Origin of the sequence: Nonomuraea sp. NPDC048901, from assembly GCF_040649695.1 — a bacterium.
In the GTDB taxonomy this organism is placed as follows: Bacteria; Actinomycetota; Actinomycetes; order Streptosporangiales; family Streptosporangiaceae; genus Nonomuraea.
In genome coordinates this window covers 234,147-253,552 of sequence record NZ_JBEZFW010000013.1, presented here as the reverse complement: position 1 = coordinate 253,552, position 19,406 = coordinate 234,147, and the positions used below count along the sequence as shown (strand labels likewise).

Here is a 19,406-nt window from a genome sequence, read left to right as displayed (position 1 = left end):
CCACGTCAAAATCCCCTTCCGGACCCCCACGCCTGTTCGATGTTCCGGACCACCTCGGCTATTTCAGGAGGCGGTGTGGCGGCCGGCACCGTGTAGTTGCCCGGTGCCAGCACACGTGGCGCCAGAATGAGCTCGGCGAAAGCCTCCGCCGCGTCTTCGGCCGGATCGGCGTAACCACTCCTGCACAGCACGCGTTTTATCATGTCCGGGTGGAGATCCGGCAGCAGCATGCGCTGGAGCTCTTCACTCCGCCATCCGCTGTCCTGATGACCGAGCACTAGGTGACCCAATTCGTGCAGCAGGATATGGCACTCATGCAGCGGCGACGAGCTGCGCACGTAACACAAATAGTCGGTGCCGACGGCCTTGATATAAAGGCCGCACAGCGCACCGCGACGCGCCGAGATGGGAATCATCTGGATGGGGCGGCCTCGTCGCTTCTCCAGTCGTTTGATGAAGAGTTCGAGGTCGAAGGGGTCGGGGATGACTCCTTCGGCTTCCAACTCCTTGATCGACACCTGATGTGGTGTGCGCTGCTCCCTTTTCACCGCATGCCGTCCGGTACCCTCGCCATCCCACGCCCAGTGCAAATGTCGTCGCTCATGGCAAGCAGGGGCTCAATGGTCGGTCCACCTCTCCTCCTCTTCTCCTACTTGTCGCGGTGACGTTGCTCCAGCCGGGCTGTCCGCTCGATCAGCTCCTGCACCATGTCGCGCGCTTCCGGAGAGAGCTCGAAGAAGGCACGCAGATGAGCGCCCTTCATGCCCGTGTCGCGCAGCAGGGCGAGCAGTTCGACCTGGTCGCCGATCTCCTTCGAGGCCTCGTCGTCGAAGAAATAGGCCGGCGAGACCTGGAAGAAGGCGGCGAGCGCCTCGATCAGGCGCTTGGTCGGGTTGGTGGCGCGCCCGGTGGACAGCTTCCACAACGTGGTGTGGGAGACCTGTTCGCCGGTGAGCTCCTCGATGCCGGCCGCCGCCTCGGCGTAGGAGTAGGGCCCCCGGCCGGCTGGATAGACCGTCCGGAACAAAAAGTTGATCTTGTCGGCCAGGGATGGCGAGGACGGCTCGCCTTGCGACTGCCCGGTCAACTCATCCGACATGTTCTCATCCGTCATCACTCACCGCTCGGCTTCATCAACTATATTCGCAGATCTTCTCCGGCAATGGAACCTAGTTGACAGAGGGGATGCGCGTCTGCGAGTCTCCAAGAGTACTCCTCAAAGTTGATGCAGCACAGTGGCTCATCACTTTTATGCAGTCTGATGATCGTGCGCCTGGCCATGGCTGCCCGGCGGTCAGCAGGCCCATGTCGCCGCCGTACCGCAGCGCGGCGGACCACACACCCGCGCCCTGACGCAAGTGGCCGGAACCGCGGGGGTTCTTCCTTTTCCGTTTCCATGAACCTGAGGAAGGGATCGTTCCAGTGACGCCGACATCCAGCCAGCACCAGGAAACCATCGGTCAGCTCTACGACCGGACCACAGAGATGATCGAGAAGATCATGGGAGGCAGCCTGCACAATGGCTATTGGGACGACCCCATGGATGGGGCGTCGCTGGAAGCGGCCTCCGAACGCCTGACCGAGCTGATGATCGACAAGCTGGACGCGAGCAAGGGCCGGCGGATACTCGACATCGGATGCGGCACGGGCAGGCCGGCGATAGCCCTGGCCCGGACCGCCGGGGTGGATGTCGTCGGCGTGACGATCAGCGAGAGGGAAGTGGAGCTGGGCTCCCGTCTGGCGAAGGACGAAGGGCTGGCGGATCGGGTGACGTTCCATGTGGCTGACGCGCTGGAGCTGCCCTTCGAGCCGGACTCGTTCGACGGCGCCTGGCTCTTCGAGTCACTGCTGCACATGCCGGACCAGGCGCGCGTGCTCCGCCAGGCGTACTCCATACTGCGGCCCGGCGGCGTGCTGGTCATCGCCAACCTGGTCGAGCGCGCCCCCCTTGCTGACGAGCAGCGCGGCAGACTGGAGGCCTCCTACCACGACTCCCACATTGACTCGATCATCCCGCTGCGGAACTATCCCGGCTTCATCGCGGACAGCGGACTCGCGCTGAGAGAGATCATCGACATCTCCGAACACACGATGTCTCCGACACTGCATCGCATCGTCGAGAGAATCGCCGGACTGCGTGAGGAGTTCCCAGAGTACGACGGCGTGATCGAGCCGCCGCCGTTCGTGGCCCGGCTCATCGAAACACCGGAGATAGGGTACGCGATCATCGTGGCCGCGAAGCCTGAGCGCCTGGCAGGGAGCTAAGCCTTCGCCAGGGCCGCGAGCAGGCGGTCCTCGGTCACCTCGGCGCCGTTGAGCTGCTCGCTGATCGCGCCGTCGCGCAGGACCACCACGCTGTCGCAGTTGCCCGCCAGCTCGGCCACGTCCGAGGAGATCAGCAGGATGGCCAGCCCGTCCACGGCCAGCTCGTCGAGCAGCGCCTGCATCTCCAGCTTGGTGGCCACGTCCACGCCGCGGGTCGGCTCGTCGAGCAGCAGCACCTTGGGGTGCATGGCCAGCCAGCGGGCCAGCAGCACCTTCTGCTGGTTGCCGCCCGACAGCTCGCCCGCGGGCTGCCGGGGTGAGACGGCCTTGATGCCGAGCCGCTTCATGAACGTCGCCACGATGCCGTCGATCTGCGCGTCGGAGACGATTCCGGCGCGGGACAGCCGGGGGAGCGCGGCCAGGGCGATGTTGTCGCGCACCGAGAGGGTGGGGACGATGCCCTCGGTCTTCCTGTTCTCGGGCACGAGGCCGACGCCGGCGCGGATGGCGCTTCTGATCGACCACTTGCGGGCCGCCGCCCCGGCCACGGTCACCTGGCCCGCGTCCACCGGCATGACACCCGCGATCGCCCTGGCCGTCTCGCTGCGTCCGGCGCCGAGCAGGCCGCCGAGGCCGACGACCTCGCCCGCGCGCACCGCCAGCGACACGCCGTCGAGCACGTGGTGGCGGGTGAGCCCCTTCGCCTCCAGGACGGGGTCGTCGCCTGGTTCGTCGGGCTGGGCGGCGGAGTGCGGCTCCTCGACGGGGTGGAACGGCCTGCCGAGCATGAGCGACACCAGCCGGAGCCGATCCAGTCCGGCCAGCGGGCCGGTGTGTACGACGCGGCCGTCACGCAGCACGGTGACGCGGTCGCAGACCTCGTACAGCTCCTCCAGCCGATGGGTGACGTAGACGACCGAGCGGCCCTCGTCGCGCAGCCGGGCCACCGCGCCGAACAGTGTCTCCAGCTCGGCGTGTTCGAGTGCCGAGGTGGGCTCGTCCATGATGACCAGCTTGGCGTCGGCGGTGGCCGCTCTGGCCAGGGCCACGAGCTGCCTGGCCCCCTCGCCCAGCGTGCCCAGGGGTCTGCGGACATCGGTGCGCAGGCCGTACTCGGCCAGGATCCGTCCGGCATGGGCGTTGGCGGCCGTGAAGTCGATCAGCCCGAGGCGGCCGCGCGGCTCCCGGCCGAGCAGCAGGTTGCGGGCGACGCTCATGGTCGGGACGAGGTTCGTCTCCTGGTGGATGGTGGCGATGCCGGCCCGCCTGGCCTCGGCCGGGCTGCCGAACCTGACGGGTTCGCCCAGGTAGCGCAGCTGGCCCGCGTCCGGCTGGCACACGCCGGAGAGCACCTTGACCAGGGTGGATTTGCCGGCGCCGTTGCCGCCGATCAGCGCGTGCACCTCGCCGGGGCGCACGGAGAGCGTGACGTGGTCGAGCGCGGTCACGCCCTGGAACGTCTTGAGAACTCCAGCCACCTGCAGCACGGTTGCCTCCGCCTCGATCGTGGTCGCGGCAGGAAACAATCCAGTAACAGAAGTGTCACATTCGATCAGATCCGGGCGACATGCAGCCTGACGCCCCTGCCGCTCAGTTCGTCGAGCACGTCGCCCGGGGCGCCCTCGTCGGTGACCAGGTGGTCGATCTGCTCGGCGGCGACGGTCTGCACCATCGTGTCGACGCCGATCTTGGTGTGGTCGGCCAGCACCACGACCTCCTCGGCCGCCGCGGCCAGCGCCCGGTCGACGCCCGCCACCTGCATGTTGGGCGTGGACAGGCCGCGCTCGGCGGTGAGCCCGTTGCCGGAGATGAACGCCCGGCGCACCCGCAGCCCGGACAGTGAGTGCTCGGCCGCGCTGCCCACCAGGGCCAGGATCGTGCCGCGCAGCGTGCCGCCGGTCAGCATCACCTCGATCCGCGGCGAGCCGGCCAGGACCTGGGCGACGAGCAGGGAGTTGGTCACCACGGCGAGCTCGGCGTGCCTGGTCAGGCGGCGGGCGAACTCCTGCGTGGTGGTGCCGGGGCCGATCACGATGGCGTCGCCGTCCTCGACCAGCGCCGCGGCGAGGTCGGCGATCGCGCCCTTCTCGGCGGACTCCAGCGAGACCTTGTGCGCGTAGCCCGCCTCGCGTGACAGCTCGCCGGGCAGGGTGGCGCCGCCGTGGTGGCGGTTGAGCAGGCCCTCCGACTCCAGCGCGCGCAGGTCGCGGCGGACGGTCACCTCGGAGGAGTGCACGGACTGGGCGAGCTCGCGCAAGGACACGGCGCCGTTGGCGCGCACCAATTCGAGGATGCGCTGCCGGCGTTCCGCGGCGAACACCGGCCGTCGGCCGTCGCTCTGCGTGTCGCTCACGTCCCGATCATAGTCGAATGCTCAACTCCGGCTCACCTCTGATCATATGAGAACGAATTTGATCGGAAATCTTGACCGGCTCGGTCCACGGGTGCTTATTTGGGAGCCAGACAGGGTCATAACCTGTCCGATCCTGATCGAAGGACATGCCATGCGCACCCCCGGTCTCGCCTGTCTGGTCGCCCTCCTCTTATCGCTCATCGCTGTACCCGCGCAGGCCCGGGCGCAGCCGCGGACACTGCTCGACCACGGCTCCTACCTTGAGGGATTCAACGACCCCGGCTGGTACGAGGCCAACATCCCGTTCGTCGACCTGCCCGACCAGCAGATCCAGGACGTCTACTACTACCGCTGGCGCGTCTGGAAGGAACACCTGCGCTACACCGACCCGGCGAACGGATGGGTGCTGACGGAGTTCCTCGACTGCTGCGGATACGCCGCGCCGTACCAGGCGATCAACGCCGCGGCCGGGCACCACGTCTACGAAGGACGCTGGGTGCGAGACCAGACCTACCTGGACGACTACCTCAGGTTCTGGCTGACCGGCCCCGGACAGCGCGCGCAGCAGGTCAACGCGAACGCGCCCGACTGGGCGCACGAGTACAGCTTCTGGGCCGCCGACGCCGTCCACGCCAGAGCCGAGGTGACCGGCGACTGGACGTTCGCCAAACGCCTGCTGCCCGCGCTGATCAAGCAGTACGACGGATGGAACGGCCAGTACGACACCGCCACCGGCCTGTACTGGCAACTGCCCGTCTGGGACGCCAAAGAGCTGTCGCCCGCCTCGTACCAGAGCAGCGACACCTTCAACGGCGTCAGGACGCTCCGCCCGTCGATCAACGCCTACCAGTACGGCGACGCGGTCGCGATCGGCCGCATCGCGGCCATGGCCGGCGACCAGGCGACCGCCAGGCGGTTCGAGCAGCGCGCTGCCGCGCTGAAGCGCAACACGATCCAGCGGTTGTGGGACGGCGACCGGGCGTTCTTCTACGACGTCGTCCAGGAGAACAACCCCAGGCTGAAGATGCTCGACACGCGGGAGGACGTCGGCTTCGTCCCCTGGCAGTTCGGCCTGCCGGACGCGGCACAGTCGCGGGCCTGGCAGCAGCTGCTCGACCCGCAGGGGTTCGCCGCGCCGTACGGGCCGACGACCGTGGAGCGCCGCAGCACGTGGTTCATGCACGAGACGGGGCAGGGCTGCTGCCGCTGGACCGGCCCGAGCTGGCCGTTCACCACCTCGCAGGTCCTCACGGGGATGGCGAACCTGCTCCTGGACTACCCGGCGCAGCCCTACGTCTCCAAGGACGACTACTACGGGCTGCTGCGCACGTACGCGCTCACGCAGTACCGCGACGGCAAGCCGTACGTGGCCGAGGCGCATCACCCTGACGAGAACCGATGGCTGTACGACGGGCGGAACCACAGCGAGGACTACCTGCACTCCTCCTACACGGACCTGGTGCTGTCGGGCCTGCTCGGCATCCGCGGCCAGGAGGGGGCCACGCTGCGGCTCGACCCCTTGGTGCCCGCCACCTGGGACCACTTCGCCGTCGAGAACGTGCCGTACCACGGGCACGACGTCACCGTGGTGTGGGACCGTGACGGCTCCCACTACGGACGCGGCGCGGGCCTGCGCGTCTCTGTCGACGGCGTCCAGGTACGGCAGGCGGACCGGGTACGCGCGCTCACCGTGCCGATCGGACCGGCCCGGCAGGACGACGGCGAGCGGCTGGTCAACGACGCGGCCAACCCGTTGCGCACCGGCTTCCCGAAGCCGATCGCCTCCTTCACCTCGCGCTACGACAACCCCTGGAGCGCGATCGACGGCAAGGTCTGGTTCGACGAGGTGCCGCAGAACACCCGCTGGACCAACTACACCTCCCCGAACGCGGAGGACTACTACGGTGTCGACTTCGGCGGCCCGACCCCCGTCGGCGACGTCCGCTGGTACGGCTACGACGACGGCGGGGGAGTGCGCACCGCCACCGCCTACCGCCTCCAGCAATGGACGGGCAGCGCCTGGCAGGACATCCCCGGCCAGGTCCGCTCGCCGGACAAACCCCTTGGCAACGGGCTCAACCGGATCACGTTCCCGGAGATCACCACCAGCAGGATCCGGCTACTGTTCGGCGCCGAGTCGGTCGGCGTGGTCGAGTTGCAGTCGTGGAGCCGTTCCAGCGAGGCCATGACCCTGGCCGTCACGCCCGGCGAGGTCGTCCCCGGGAAGACCGGCACCGTGACGACCACGCTGGTCAATCAGGGGCGGCAGGCGCGGGACGTGGCGGTGCGGCTCCGGCTGCCCGCGGGGTGGGCGGCCAGAGCGCTCACCGCCGCCACGAAAGAGCGCCTGCCGGCAGACGGGCGCTTGGTCACGCGATGGGAGCTGACGCCCCCGGGCGGCGGGAGCCCGTGTCAACAGGCCGCACTGAGCGCCGAGGCACGCTACACGGCCGGCGCCCGCCAGCTCACCAGGGCGCGGGCGGCACTCGACCTCGTCCCCGACCCCGTCGAGCGACACGGCCTGCGCGGCGACTATTACCTCGCCTCGGCGCCCGGCGCGTTCGACTTCGGCGAGCTCAAGGCCAGTGTCGTGGACCCGGTCATCGACTTCGCCGACCTGAACCCGGTGCTCGCCAAGCTCACCGGGCGCGAGGACGACGTCACCGTCCGGTGGAGCGGACGGCTCACCGCCGGCAGCGCCGGGGACCACACGTTCTCGATCACCGGTGACAACGGCTTCCGGCTCTGGGTGGACGGCAAGGCCGTCATCGACCACTGGGTGGACGACTGGGACATCGAGCAGACCGGCGCCCCCGTCCGCCTCGAAGCCGGCCAGAGCTACGACATCAAGCTCGAATACTTCGAGCACTTCGGCGGCGCCCATCTGCAGCTGCGCTGGCAGCCGCCCGGTGCCGGCAAGGAGACCATTCCGACCTGCTCCCTCCGCCCCTCAGCGTGAAAGGACAATCTGTGCGAAAGTCACTCGCGGCTATGATCGCCGTGCTGCTGGCCGTGTTATGGCAGGTTCCCGCCCCCGCGGGCGCCGCGGCCGAACGACATGGGCTGCGCGGCGACTACTACCTCGCCTCGGCGCCCGGCGCGTTCGACTTCGGTGAGCTCAAGGCCAGCGTCGTGGACCCGAGCCTCGAACAGGGCGACCTCAACCCCGTGTTCAAGCTGCTGGCCGGCCGGGAGGACGACGTCACCGTCCGGTGGACCGGCAAGATCCGGCCCGCCTACTCCGAGACGTACACCTTCTCGATCATCGGCGACAACGGCTTCCGGCTCTGGGTGGACGGCAAGGCCGTCATCGACCACTGGGTGGACGACTGGGACAGGGAGCAGGTGGGCACGCCCATCGCGCTGGAGGCGGGCAAAGACTACGACATCAAGGTCGAGTACTTCGAGCACTTCGGCGGGGCGAACCTGCACCTGCGCTGGCAGAGCGCCAGCCAGCCGAAGGCCGCGGTCCCGGCGGCGGCGTTCACGCTGCCGGACGGGTTCGACCCGCCCGGGCCGGCGGCCGCGTCGGTCGGCGCCTCCGGTGACCTGGCCACGCTGACGTTCGCCAAGCCCCTGAGTTCGCTGCCCACGACTCTGACCGACCACCTGGCGCTGACGGTCGCAGGCACCAAATGGCCCATAGCCTCCACGGCCCTGAAAAATCGGGACACGGTTGTGCTTAAGCTGCAATATCCGGTTCCAGCAAAGGCGGGTAACACACTCCGCGCCACCTATGACGGCACCGGCCTGAGCTACGCCGACGGCACGCCGGTGGCGGCCTTCCCGTACGCCTACGTCCTCAACGACTCCACATACATCCTCAGCACCCGCTGGTCCAAGGACGTCGACCGGAAGAATCCGCTGCCCGAGTACCCCCGCCCCCAGCTGGTCAGGGACAGGTGGCGCAGCCTCAACGGCGTCTGGCAGTTCGCCGCCGCCAAGCAGGGCGAGGCCGCCCCGACCGGCCGCGACCTGGCCGAGCGGATCGTCGTGCCGTACCCGGTGGAGTCGCAGCTGTCGGGCATCGGCCGCCACGAGGACCGCATGTGGTACCGCAGGACGTTCGAGGTGCCGCGCTCGTGGAGCGGTGACCGGCTGCTCCTGCACCTGGACGCGGTCGACTGGGACGCCACGATCTACGTCAACGGCAAGCAGGTCGGCACGCACAAGGGCGGCTACGACCGCATCACCGTGGACGTCACCGACGCGCTCAAGCGCGGCGGCCGGCAGGAACTCGTCGTCGGCGTCGCCGACCCGACCGACTCCGGCGCACAGCCGATCGGCAAGCAGCGGCTCGACCCGAGCGGCATCTGGTACACCGCCGTCTCCGGCATCTGGCAGACGGTCTGGATGGAGCCCGTCGCCAAGGACCACATCGAGCGGGTCGACACCGTCCCCGACGTCGCGGGCCAGGCGCTGCGCGTGACCGTCCAGGGCGCGGCGGGCACGGCCACCGTGGTCGCCAAGGACGGTCACCGCGTCGTGGGCACCGTGACCGGCCCCGTCGGCACCGAGCTCAGACTGCCGGTCCCGAATCCCAAGCTGTGGTCGCCGGACAAGCCGTTCCTGTACGACCTGAAGGTCCGCACCAAGAAGGACGATATTTCGTCCTACTTCGGGATGCGCTCCATCGAGCTGAAGAACAACCGCATGCTGCTCAACGGCCAGCCCGTCTTCCAGCTCGGCCCCCTCGACCAGGGCTTCTGGCCTGACGGCATCTACACCGCCCCCACCGACGAGGCGCTCAAGTACGACCTCACGCAGACCAAGAAGCTCGGCTTCAACACCGTACGCAAGCACACCAAGGTCGAGTCTGACCGCTGGTACTACCACGCCGACAAGCTGGGCCTGCTCGTCTGGCAGGACATGCCCGCCATGTTCAGGACCAGCGACAAGCCCCAGTTCGAGGCCGAGCTGCGGGAGATGGTCGACCAGCACCGCAGCGTCCCGTCGATCGTCATGTGGGTGCCGTTCAACGAGGGCTGGGGCCAGTACGACCAGGCGCGCATCGCCGACCTGGTCAAGAGCTGGGACCCCTCGCGCCTCGTCGACAACATGAGCGGCATCAACTGTTGCGGCGCCCAGGACGGCGGCAACGGCGACGTCAAGGACTACCACATCTACCCGGGCCCCGGCGTCCCCGGAAAGCCCACCGGCACCCGCGCGGTCGTCATCGGCGAGTACGGCGGCCTGGGACTCCCGCTCATCGGCCACACCTGGTCGGGCGGCGGCTGGGGCTACGCGGTCGAGCCCGACCCGGCGGCCCTCACCACCCGCTACGTCGGCATGATCCAGGAACTCCAGAAGCTGCACGCCTGCGACCAGCTCAGCGCCGCCATCTACACCCAGACCACCGACGTCGAGACCGAGCTCAACGGCCTCATGACCTACGACAGAGCCGTCACCAAGCCCGACGTCGAGCGGGTCAGCGCCGCCAACCGGGCGCTCACCGGGCAGATCAGCCCGGCCTGCGCCTGACAGGAAGGAACCCCCCATGAATCTCCGGACAGCCTGCCTGGCGCTGGCCGTACTCCTGACCGCGTCGGCCTGCGCCAAGGCGGAGGAGCCGCAGAGCGCGCCCGCCGCCACCAGCACGGCCGGGCAGCAGGTCGTGCAGAGCCCCAGCGGCACGGCCGGACCGACGTGCACGCTCGACCAGTTCGGCGGCAAGAAGTTCGACCTCAAGACGGCCACCGTCGGCTTCTCCCAGTCGGAGAAGGAGGCCAACCCGTTCCGCATCGCCGAGACCAAGTCGATCAAGGACGAGGCGGCCAAGCTCGGCATCGCCCACCTCAAGGTCACCAACGCCCAGTCGCAGTTCTCCAAGCAGATCACCGACGTGCAGCAGCTCATCGCCCAGGGCGCGCAGCTCCTGGTCATCGCGCCGCTGAACTCCGACGGCTGGGAGCCGGTGCTCCAGCAGGCCGCGGCCAAGAAGGTGCCGATCATCACGGTCGACAGGAAGATCAACGCAAAGGCGTGCAGCGACTACCTGACCTTCATCGGCTCCGACTTCTACGAGCAGGGCAAGCGGGCCGCCGACCGGATGATCGACGCCCTCGCGGGCAAGGGCAAGGTCGCCATCCTGCTGGGCGCGCCCGGCAACAACGTCACCACCGAGCGGACGAACGGGTTCAAGGACCGGATCAAGGAGAAGGCCCCCGGCATCACGATCTCCTTCGAGCAGACCGGTGAGTTCGCCCGCGAGAAGGGTCAGCAGGTCACCGAGCAGCTCATCCAGTCCAACCCCGACATCAACGGCATCTACGCCGAGAACGACGAGATGGCGCTCGGCGCCGTCACCGCCCTGAAGGGCGCGGGCAAGGAGGCGGGCACCATCAAGATCGTGTCCGTCGACGGCACCCGCAGCGCCGTCCAGGGCATCGCCGACGGCTGGCTGCACGCGGTCATCGAGTCGAACCCCCGCTTCGGGCCGCTCGCCTTCGAGACCGCGCAGAAGTTCCTCGACGGCCAGGCCATCCCCGACAAGGTGATCATCTCCGACCGCGACTACGACACGTCTAACGCCAAGGACTCCCTCGGTGAGGCGTACTGAGTTGGCAGCGGTTCTCGAGGCGAAGGGGATCAGCAAGCGCTTCCCCGGCGTACTCGCTCTCGACGGTGTGCATCTCGCCCTCCTCCCCGGCGAGGTGCACGCCCTCGTGGGGGAGAACGGCGCCGGCAAGTCCACCCTGATCAAGGTCTTCACCGGCGTGTACCATCCCGACGGCGGCGAGCTGCGCCACCACGGCGCGCCCGCCGTCTTCGGCACGCCGCTCGACGCGCAGCGCGCCGGGATCTCCACCATCTACCAGGAGGTCAACCTCGTCCCGATGATGAGCGTCGCCCGCAACCTGCTGCTCGGCCGCGAGCCACGCGGCCGATTCGGGGTCATCGACGCCACGAAGATGTACGCCGAAGCCGCCCGCGTCCTGTCCGGCTACGGCGTCGAGACCGACGTCCGGCGGCCGCTGCGAACGCTCGGCATCGGCGCCCAGCAGATGGTCGCCCTGGCCAGGGCCGTGGCCGTTGACGCCCGCGTGGTCATCATGGACGAACCCACCTCGTCCCTGGAGCCGCGCGAGGTCGAGACGCTGTTCGGGGTGATCAGGCGGCTGCGCGACGAGGGCATCGCCGTCATGTACGTCAGCCACCGGCTCGACGAGCTCTACCAGGTGTGCGACCGGGTCACCGTGCTGCGTGACGGCCGCGTCGCGCACACCGGGCCGCTGGCCGGGCTGGACCGGCTCAAGCTCATCTCGCTCATGCTGGGCCGCGACCTGAACGACGTCAAAGCGGACGGTCTGACCAGGTTCTCCCGCGACCGCCACCGCGCCGCCGACGGCCAGGAGCCACCGGCCGTCGAGGCGCGCGGCCTCACGCGGCGGCATGTCCTGGACGGGATCGACGTGTCCGTACGGCCCGGTGAGGTCGTGGGTCTCGGCGGTCTGCTCGGCGCCGGCCGTACCGAGACCGCCAAGGCCATCGTCGGCGCGATGCCCCTGGACGGCGGGCAGGTGCTCGTGGCCGGGCTGCCGCTGCGCGGCGGCTCCACCACCGCGGCCATCAGGGCGGGCGTCAGCCTGCTGCCCGAGGACCGCAAGGCCGAGGGCATCGTCCCGACGCTGTCCGTCCGCGAGAACATCGCGCTGGCCGCCCTACCCGCTCTGGCCAGGGCGGGCGTGGTGTCCGACGCGAAGATCGACCGGATGGTCGAGATCTTCATGCGGCGGCTGCGCATCAAGGCGGCCTCGCCGAACCAGCTCGTCTCGGAGCTGTCCGGCGGCAACCAGCAGAAGGTGCTGCTGGCCCGCTGGCTGGCCGTCCGTCCCAAGGTGCTGCTGCTCGACGAGCCCACCCGCGGCATCGACGTGGGCGCCAAGGCCGAGGTGCAGGCGCTGATCGACGAGCTGGCCGAGGAGGGGCTGGGCGTGCTGCTGATCTCCTCCGACCTGGAGGAACTGGTCGAGGGCGCCGACCGCATCCTGGTGCTGCGCGAGGGCGCGGTCGTCGGGGAGCTGACCGGCGACGAGGTGACCGAGGAGAGGATCATGGCAACGATCGCGGATGACCGCGCTCACCTCGACGATCGCGGAGTGACCTGATGACTGAGCTCACTTCGAAACCGGCCCCTCGGAGCGGGGGGATGGCAGACCTCAAACCGCGGATCTTCGCCTGGGTGCAGGACTACGGCGTGTACGCGGCCGTGCTGGCGCTGCTGCTGTTCAACGTGCTGTTCACGCCGCACTTCCTCGACGCCTCGAACTTCCGCACCCAGTTCGTCCAGGTCACGCCCATCGTGATCGTGTCGCTGGGCATGGCGCTGGTGATCGGCACGCAGGGCATCGACCTGTCCGTCGGCTCGGTCATGGCGCTGGCCGCCGCGCTCGTCGCCCTCTACCTGGGGTACGGCGCGCTGCCCGCGCTGATCGTCGCCGTGATCGGCGGGGCGGTCGTCGGCGCGGCGGGCGGGGCCCTGGTCGCCTACGTGGGCGTCCAGCCGATCGTGGCCACACTGGCGCTGCTCGTCGGCGTACGCGGCATCGCCAACGTCCTGGTGCCGCAGCTCGTGGAGTTCCGCAACCCGGACCTGATCGCGCTGGGCGGCAGCTCTGTGGCCGGGATCCCGGTCATCGTGCTGATCGCCGCGGCGCTGACCCTGATCGTGCTGTTCGTGGTGCGGCGCACGACGTTCGGCCGTCAGGTCGTCGCGATCGGCGGCAACCGGTCGGCCAGCGAACTGTCCGGGCTGCCGGTCAAACGGGTGCTGCTGATCGTGTACGTCATCTCCGGGCTGCTCGCCGCGCTGGCCGGGGTGCTGGCCACGGCCCGCCTGCAGGCCAGCGACCCGACGTCGCTCGGCCTGTTCATCGAGCTGTCGGCGATCACCGCCGTCGTGGTCGGCGGCACGCCGCTCACCGGCGGGCGCATCAGGGTGCTCAGCACGGTCATGGGCGCGCTGCTGATGCAACTGCTCGCGGCGACGTTGATCAAGCACAATCTGCCGCAGTCGTGGACCCAGATTGTCCAGGCGGTCATCATCCTGGCCGCCGTCTACGCCACCAGGGAGCGTGCGAACCGATGACCTCCGCTTCTTCCGCTTCATTTGCTTCTTTGCGACGTGAGCAGGTGAGCCGGGTGCTTCAGCAGCACGGGGCGCTCATGGTGCTGGCGTTGCTGGTGATCGTGGGCAGCCTGGCCTTCGACTCCTTCGCCACCGCGGGGAACGCGGCCAGCGTGGTGGTCTCGTCGTCGTTCCTGGCGATCATCGCGATCGGAATGACGTTCGTGATCATCAGCGGCGGGATCGACCTGTCGGTGGGGTCGCTGTTCGTGCTGGGCGGCGTGCTGGCGGCCTATGGGTCCCAGTACGGCCTGCTCGTGGCGCTGGCGCTGCCGCTGGGCGCGTGCGGGATCGTCGGCTTGCTGCAGGGTTTGGTCATAGCTCGCACCGGAATGGCTCCCTTTATCGTGACATTGGCGGGATTGCTGGGTGTGCGGGGGTTGATGCTCGCCATCTCGGATGAGGGCGCAACCACCTATTTGGTGAAAAATCCCGCTTTCGCGTCCTTGGGGCAGGGGGAGTTGCTCGGCCTGACGTACCCCGTGTACATCACCGCGGCGCTGGCGCTGGTCGCGATGGTGCTGCTGCAACGGACCGGCTTCGGGCAGAACGTCTACGCGATCGGCGGCAACGAGCAGGCGGCGGCGCTCATGGGCGTGCCCGTGGCGCGTACCAAGGTGACCGTGTACGTGATGTCGGCCCTGCTGGCCGGTCTCGCCGGCGCGCTGAACGCGGCACGGCTCTCGTCCGGGGTGACGATCCTGGGCATCGGCCTGGAACTGGACGCGATCGCCGCCGTCGTCATCGGCGGCACCCTGCTGACCGGGGGCGCGGGCGGGATCACCGGGACGGTGGCGGGGGTGCTGCTGCTGGGCGTGATCCAGAGCCTGATCAACCAGGTGGGGAACCTGACGTCGGCCTTTCAGCAGGTGGTCAGCGGGGCGTTCCTGGCGCTGGTGGTGGTGGCGCAGCGACTGCTGAGCAAGGCGCAGCGGCTGTCGTAGTCGGTGGCGTGGCCTCCGGGGAGTTGCGGGGGCTGTGTCCTCTCGAACCAGCGAGACGATTAAGCACTGAGGTTTTATTCACCTTTGCTTTCCCTGTCCGGGGAAGTCCCTTTCGGCGTGGCGTCGAGAGGAGACCAGTGGCGACTGTAAGCATCTTTATCGTCACGCTGGGTTGCTCAGCGGGCAGGAATGGGCCGTCTTCCGGCCAATGGGTTAGCCGCGACCGCTGGCCGCGCTCCAAAAGAAACGGTACCTCTATGTTCACGCACACTTCGAGAGCCGACGCCGTAGGCACACCGACCCGACCGGCGAAGCGGCGGGTGACAAGAAGACGGATGATGCTGTCCGTGGCAGCCCCCCTGTCCGTGGCCCTTGCCGGCATCACGACCATCCCGGCCAACGCCGATCCGGTGCCGGACCATCGGTTCCACCGCCACCACCACTTCTTCCACAAATTCCACAAGACAGTCCTGACCGACAGCGGGAACGGCTGCGAGCCGGGAACCTTCATCAGGGCTCACTCGCTGAGGCCCCACAACTTCTTCATTCCTCGCACCAGGTACACCGACGGCCCCGGCGGCTCGATGACCGTCTCGGTCCACCACGAGTATGAGGTACTCGCATTCGTGGAGGCCGACAAGATCAAGACCAAATCGCACAGAGAGTCGGTCGACACGACGGTCCGCAACACGGTCACCACCGATGAGATCGTCCGCGCCTTGGCCAGGGAGGTCACTCCGCACCTTGAGAAGAGGCACATGATCTTCACGGGCCACGACTACACGCAGGAGATCACCAAGGGCAAGTACGGAAACATGTGGTACCGCGTCTTCGGTTACCGCATCGGCTGGGGTCAGTGGGCCCGGCTCCACAACTGTGCCGAGGTCAGAATCGCCACGGGTATCGCCGACATTCCGTCGAGAATCGAAGGCTGGCGCTACTGGGAGACCGACCACCCGATTTTCCGCGGCCACAAACTCTCCGACAAGTAAGGGCCGAGCCGCCCGGGGTCTTTCCGGCCCCGGGCGCCAAAAGGCGAAGCCGGCTATCCGTTCTTCCTCTCCCCGAAGGGCAGCTATGACGGGCCGTCTTCCTCGGGTCCCCGGAGGGGTATTTCCTCCATGGGGCCCGTGTCGCGACGAGCCGTCTTCTTCTTCTCCTCCTTCGGAGGAGGCATCCCTTCAAGGGGCCTGTGCCACGACGGGCCGTCTTCTTCCTGTCCCCCGAAGGGGCATTCCGCTAAAAGGACCCCAGCCGCCACGGACCGTCACGGGCATCGGGACGGTCGTGTGGCGAACTGCCCGGGAGCCATCGTGGTCGCCGCACTAGTTGTGCTGGGGGTCTTCGGCGGGGAGGGGGATGCCGAAGTGGGCGAACAGCATCTCGAACATCCGAGTGTGCTTGGCCAGCGTCTGACCCTGCTCGGCTAGCGTTTGGGTGTGTCCGGCCAGTATCTGGCCGTGCTCGGCTAGCGTTTGGGTGTGTCCGGCCAGTATCTGGCCGTGCTCGGCTAGCGTCTGGGTGTGCCCCGCCAGTATCTGGGTGTGCCCGGCTAGCGTCTCACTGTGCCCGCCCACCACCGTGGCGAGCTTGTTGAACTTCTCGTCCAGCTTCCCGACCTTCTCGTCTAGCTTGCCGACCTTGTCGTCTAGCTTGCCGACCTTCTCGTCCAGCTTCCCGACCTTGTCGTCTAGCTTGCCGACCTTGTCGTCTAGCTTGTTGAACTTCTTGTCCAGTGCGTCGATTTTCTGCGTGTGCGTACGCTGGACTTTCAGGATCTCGTCCTGAGTCAGAAGGATCTTGGAGACCTCTGAGCCGATGATCCGGATGTCTTCTCGCTGGTTGTCCGAGCGCTCTTCGAGGCGAGTCACCCGGATCTCCAGCTCCTGGAGGGTTGTCATGCCGAGAATACTAACGGTGATCAATACATCACGCGGCGTCACAGGTCGAGATCGAGGAGGGCATCTTTACTCCCGGGATGAAGATCCTGTAACCGCGGCTCGGCCCTCGTCATAAGCGCAGCGGAGAGGAAGCTCGCCACGAGCATGCCACCCGCGACCCAGCAGGTCACCTGGATCGCGCCACCAGGAGAACCGGACATGGAGCCGTTGAGGTAGACGCTGCCCAGGACGGCGACGCCGAGCGTGGCGCCGAGTTGCTGGACGGCGTTGAGCAGGCCGGCGGCTGAGCCGATCTCTTGCGGCTTGAGCGGTTTCAGCGCGGCGGTGAAGAACGACGGGGTGAACACCCCGACGCCGAGGCCCGCGACTCCCAGGGCGCCGAGCAGCGGGGTGGGATAGGTCGTGGGGGAGGCCGCGTGGTACACGGCGATGGCGGCCACTATGCCCACCCCCAGCGTGGCGAGTCCGGCGAACATCACCCGCCGCCCGTAACGAGGAACCAGATACGCGCCCGCCATCCACGACGACACCGCCAGGCACACCGACCAAGGCGTCATGGTCAGACCCGCGGTGCGCGCGTCGGCGCCCACTCCCAGCTGCAGGTGCAGGACCACGACGAACATCAGCCCGGTCGTCACCGCGAAGAACAGGGCGGACGTCACCAGCGCGGCCGGGAAGACGCGATGCGCGAACAGGCTGGTCTCCACCAGCGAACTGCGGCCGAGCCCGGCTCGCCGTCGCTGCTGCAGGCCGAAGCCGAAGACGGCCGCCAAGCCGATGCCGATGGCCACCCAGTTTTCCGTCGACATGTGCGCCGTCCCAGCCCCGATCAGGGGGTAGACGATCAGAGCCGTGCCGAGCATCGCCAGCGCGGTGCCCGCGGGGTCGAGACCCGGTCGCCGCGGCGCGCGGTCCTCGATCAGGGTCGGCGCGACGGCCAGCACGGCGACGCAGAGCGGGACGTTGACCAGGAACGCCGACCGCCATGACGAGCCGAACAGGTCGGCCTGGGTCAGCACGCCACCGAGAATGGGCCCGCAGACAGCGGCCAGACCCATGACGGGACCGATACTGCCCAAGGCCTTGGACATCTCCTCGCCGTCGAACATGGCGCGGATCAGGCCGATGGTCTGCGGAATGATCGCCGCGGCCGCGGCGCCTTGCACGGCGCGGAAGCAGATCAGCGCGCCGACCGAGTCCGCCAGGGCGCAGGCCAGCGACGCGGCGAGGAACCCCGCGACACCGATCCGGAAGACCAGCCGCCGACCGGCGATGTCACCCAGCCGGCCCCCGGTGATCAGCAGCAGGGCGAAGGGCAAGGTGTACGCCGTGCTGAACCACTGCATGTCCGACGCCGACCCGCCCAGGTCGGCCCGGATCGCCGGCGTGGCGACCTGCACGATCGTCGAGTCCAGCAGATTCATGGCCTCGGCCACCAGCAACGCCGCCAGCGCCACCCACCGCCACCGGTAAGCCCTCCTCGGGGGCGATGACACATGTACCGACATCCCACGTTCCTCTCCAACTCCGCGAACCCGCGCCGTCGACGGGCGGGGTCCCAGCGTGAAAGAGGCCGGGTCGGTTGTTCCATCTGGAATGTATAGTTGGCGACTATCTTCCATAACTGACGGATTTGTGAGGGAAATGCTCACGCTCGACGATGTGGACCGCGGGCTGATCCACGCCCTGAGCATTGACGGGCGAGCACCCTTCGGCCGTATCGCCGAGGTGATCGGTACCTCGGCGCAGACCGTGGCCCGCCGCTATCGGCGGCTGCGCGCTGAGGCCGCGCTGCGCGTGGTCGGGCTCCCGAACCCGGATCGGGCAGGCCAGACCCAGTGGATGATCCGGCTCACCGCCACCCCGTCCACCGTGCGAGATCTTTCGCATTCGCTGGCCCGGCGAGCCGACACCTCGTGGGTCAAACTGGCCTCCGGAGGTACGGAGATCTTCGCCGTCATCCACGCGCCGAATGGTGCGCAGGCCGTACCGTCGCTGCTGCTGCACGACATCCCCCGAAGGGCCGGCATCACCGCGGTCTCCGCCCACTGCCTGCTGCACACCTACCTGGGCGGGCCGACCGGGTGGCGAGGCCGCCTCGAGACCCTCACCGAACAGCAGCAACGGCGGCTCGCACAGGCCCGCGACACTGATTCGCCAGCCCGCCGGCCATCACCGACCCATCAATCGGCCCACCCGCCATCGTCGGCCCCTCAGTCGGCCCGCCAGTCATCTCCGACTGATCGGCAGACTGATCAGTCGGCCGATCGGCTGGCCGATCAGCCGACCGATCAGTCGGACGGTCGGCCGCCGCTGGCGCGCGTCGATCACGACCTGATCGACGCTCTGCGTCACGACGGCCGGGCGACGCACGCCGACCTCGCCGCGGCCACCGGAGTGTCCCAAGCCACCGTCGCCCGCCGTCTGGCCGAACTCCGCGCCAACGAGGCGATCTTCTTCGATGTCGAGGTCGCCCCCGCCGTTCTCGGGGCCACCACCCAAGCCCTGCTCTGGATGTCCGTTCAGCCAGGACAGCTCGACCGCGTCGCGACCACCCTGGCCGGTCACCGTGAACTCGCCCTGGTGGCCGCCACCACCGGCCGGACCAACCTGCTGGCAAACGCGCTCTGCCGCAGCCCCGCCGATCTGCACGATTACCTCACCCATCGGCTGGGTGGCCTCGACGCCATTCACACACTCGAAACGGCCCCCGTACTGCACACCGTCAAGGCCGCGGGCCCACTGGTCCCGATGGGCACGCGCGCACCGTCGTCCATGCCGTACTGACACGAAATTTCCGGACAGGGCAAGTTAAG

At 68.2% G+C, this 19,406-nt stretch carries 15 protein-coding genes; 9 read left to right on the top strand and 6 right to left on the bottom strand.

Features of this window, described 5'->3' with window-relative positions; genetic code table 11:
• Nucleotides 1–5: 5 nt before the first annotated feature.
• Entirely contained in the window at nt 6–518 is a 513-nt protein-coding gene (locus AB0C30_RS38385; protein ID WP_357953273.1) for a hypothetical protein, read from the bottom strand.
• Nucleotides 519–649: 131 nt separating this feature from the next.
• Nucleotides 650–1,099 carry an XRE family transcriptional regulator gene (locus tag AB0C30_RS38380; protein ID WP_357953271.1) on the bottom strand — a complete coding sequence of 150 codons (450 nt, stop codon included), beginning with the start codon at nt 1,097–1,099 and terminating at the stop codon, nt 650–652.
• Between the two features lie 323 nt (nt 1,100–1,422).
• Between AB0C30_RS38380 and AB0C30_RS38375 the strand changes: the two genes are divergently transcribed.
• Nucleotides 1,423–2,265, top strand: a complete 843-nt coding sequence (locus AB0C30_RS38375; RefSeq protein ID WP_357953269.1) for a methyltransferase domain-containing protein — start codon at nt 1,423–1,425, stop codon at nt 2,263–2,265.
• On the opposite strand, the gene AB0C30_RS38370 is transcribed toward AB0C30_RS38375, so the two are convergent.
• Nucleotides 2,262–3,752 (bottom strand): sugar ABC transporter ATP-binding protein, encoded by a 1,491-nt coding sequence (locus AB0C30_RS38370; RefSeq protein ID WP_357953268.1) that lies wholly within the window; start codon nt 3,750–3,752, stop codon nt 2,262–2,264. The two genes, AB0C30_RS38375 and AB0C30_RS38370, sit on opposite strands and share 4 nt — an antisense overlap.
• Nucleotides 3,753–3,817: 65 nt before the next feature.
• Nucleotides 3,818–4,618, bottom strand: coding sequence for a DeoR/GlpR family DNA-binding transcription regulator (locus AB0C30_RS38365; RefSeq protein WP_357953266.1), 801 nt, complete (start codon nt 4,616–4,618; stop codon nt 3,818–3,820).
• 151 nt (nt 4,619–4,769) lie between these two features.
• Between AB0C30_RS38365 and AB0C30_RS38360 the strand changes: the two genes are divergently transcribed.
• From AB0C30_RS38360 to AB0C30_RS38330, 7 genes are all read left to right on the top strand, one after another.
• Nucleotides 4,770–7,577 (top strand): PA14 domain-containing protein, encoded by a 2,808-nt coding sequence (locus AB0C30_RS38360; protein WP_357953264.1) that lies wholly within the window; start codon nt 4,770–4,772, stop codon nt 7,575–7,577.
• Between the two features lie 11 nt (nt 7,578–7,588).
• Entirely contained in the window at nt 7,589–10,099 is a 2,511-nt protein-coding gene (locus AB0C30_RS38355) for a PA14 domain-containing protein (RefSeq protein WP_357953262.1), read from the top strand.
• A gap of 16 nt (nt 10,100–10,115) precedes the next feature.
• Complete coding sequence (locus tag AB0C30_RS38350) at nt 10,116–11,177, top strand: ABC transporter substrate-binding protein (RefSeq protein ID WP_357953260.1); 1,062 nt, start codon at nt 10,116–10,118, stop codon at nt 11,175–11,177.
• Nucleotides 11,164–12,726, top strand: a complete 1,563-nt coding sequence (locus AB0C30_RS38345; protein WP_357953258.1) for a sugar ABC transporter ATP-binding protein — start codon at nt 11,164–11,166, stop codon at nt 12,724–12,726. Before AB0C30_RS38350 ends, AB0C30_RS38345 begins: the two co-directional genes overlap by 14 nt.
• Before the next feature lie 41 nt (nt 12,727–12,767).
• Entirely contained in the window at nt 12,768–13,706 is a 939-nt protein-coding gene (locus AB0C30_RS38340; RefSeq protein WP_357953257.1) for an ABC transporter permease, read from the top strand.
• A gap of 53 nt (nt 13,707–13,759) precedes the next feature.
• Nucleotides 13,760–14,689, top strand: coding sequence for an ABC transporter permease (locus AB0C30_RS38335; RefSeq protein ID WP_357953255.1), 930 nt, complete (start codon nt 13,760–13,762; stop codon nt 14,687–14,689).
• Nucleotides 14,690–15,036: 347 nt separating this feature from the next.
• Nucleotides 15,037–15,681 carry a hypothetical protein gene (locus AB0C30_RS38330; protein ID WP_357953253.1) on the top strand — a complete coding sequence of 215 codons (645 nt, stop codon included), beginning with the start codon at nt 15,037–15,039 and terminating at the stop codon, nt 15,679–15,681.
• 333 nt (nt 15,682–16,014) lie between these two features.
• Here the strand turns inward: AB0C30_RS38330 and AB0C30_RS38325 are convergent, their stop codons facing one another.
• Together AB0C30_RS38325 and AB0C30_RS38320 are read right to left on the bottom strand one after the other, a co-directional pair.
• Complete coding sequence (locus AB0C30_RS38325; RefSeq protein ID WP_357953251.1) at nt 16,015–16,590, bottom strand: hypothetical protein; 576 nt, start codon at nt 16,588–16,590, stop codon at nt 16,015–16,017.
• Between the two features lie 38 nt (nt 16,591–16,628).
• The gene (locus tag AB0C30_RS38320; protein WP_357953250.1) at nt 16,629–18,098 is read right to left on the bottom strand and encodes an MFS transporter; all 1,470 of its coding nucleotides are present in this window, start codon (nt 18,096–18,098) and stop codon (nt 16,629–16,631) included.
• A gap of 136 nt (nt 18,099–18,234) precedes the next feature.
• Between AB0C30_RS38320 and AB0C30_RS38315 the strand changes: the two genes are divergently transcribed.
• Nucleotides 18,235–19,377, top strand: a complete 1,143-nt coding sequence (locus AB0C30_RS38315) for an Lrp/AsnC family transcriptional regulator (protein WP_357953421.1) — start codon at nt 18,235–18,237, stop codon at nt 19,375–19,377.
• Nucleotides 19,378–19,406 lie beyond the last annotated feature (29 nt).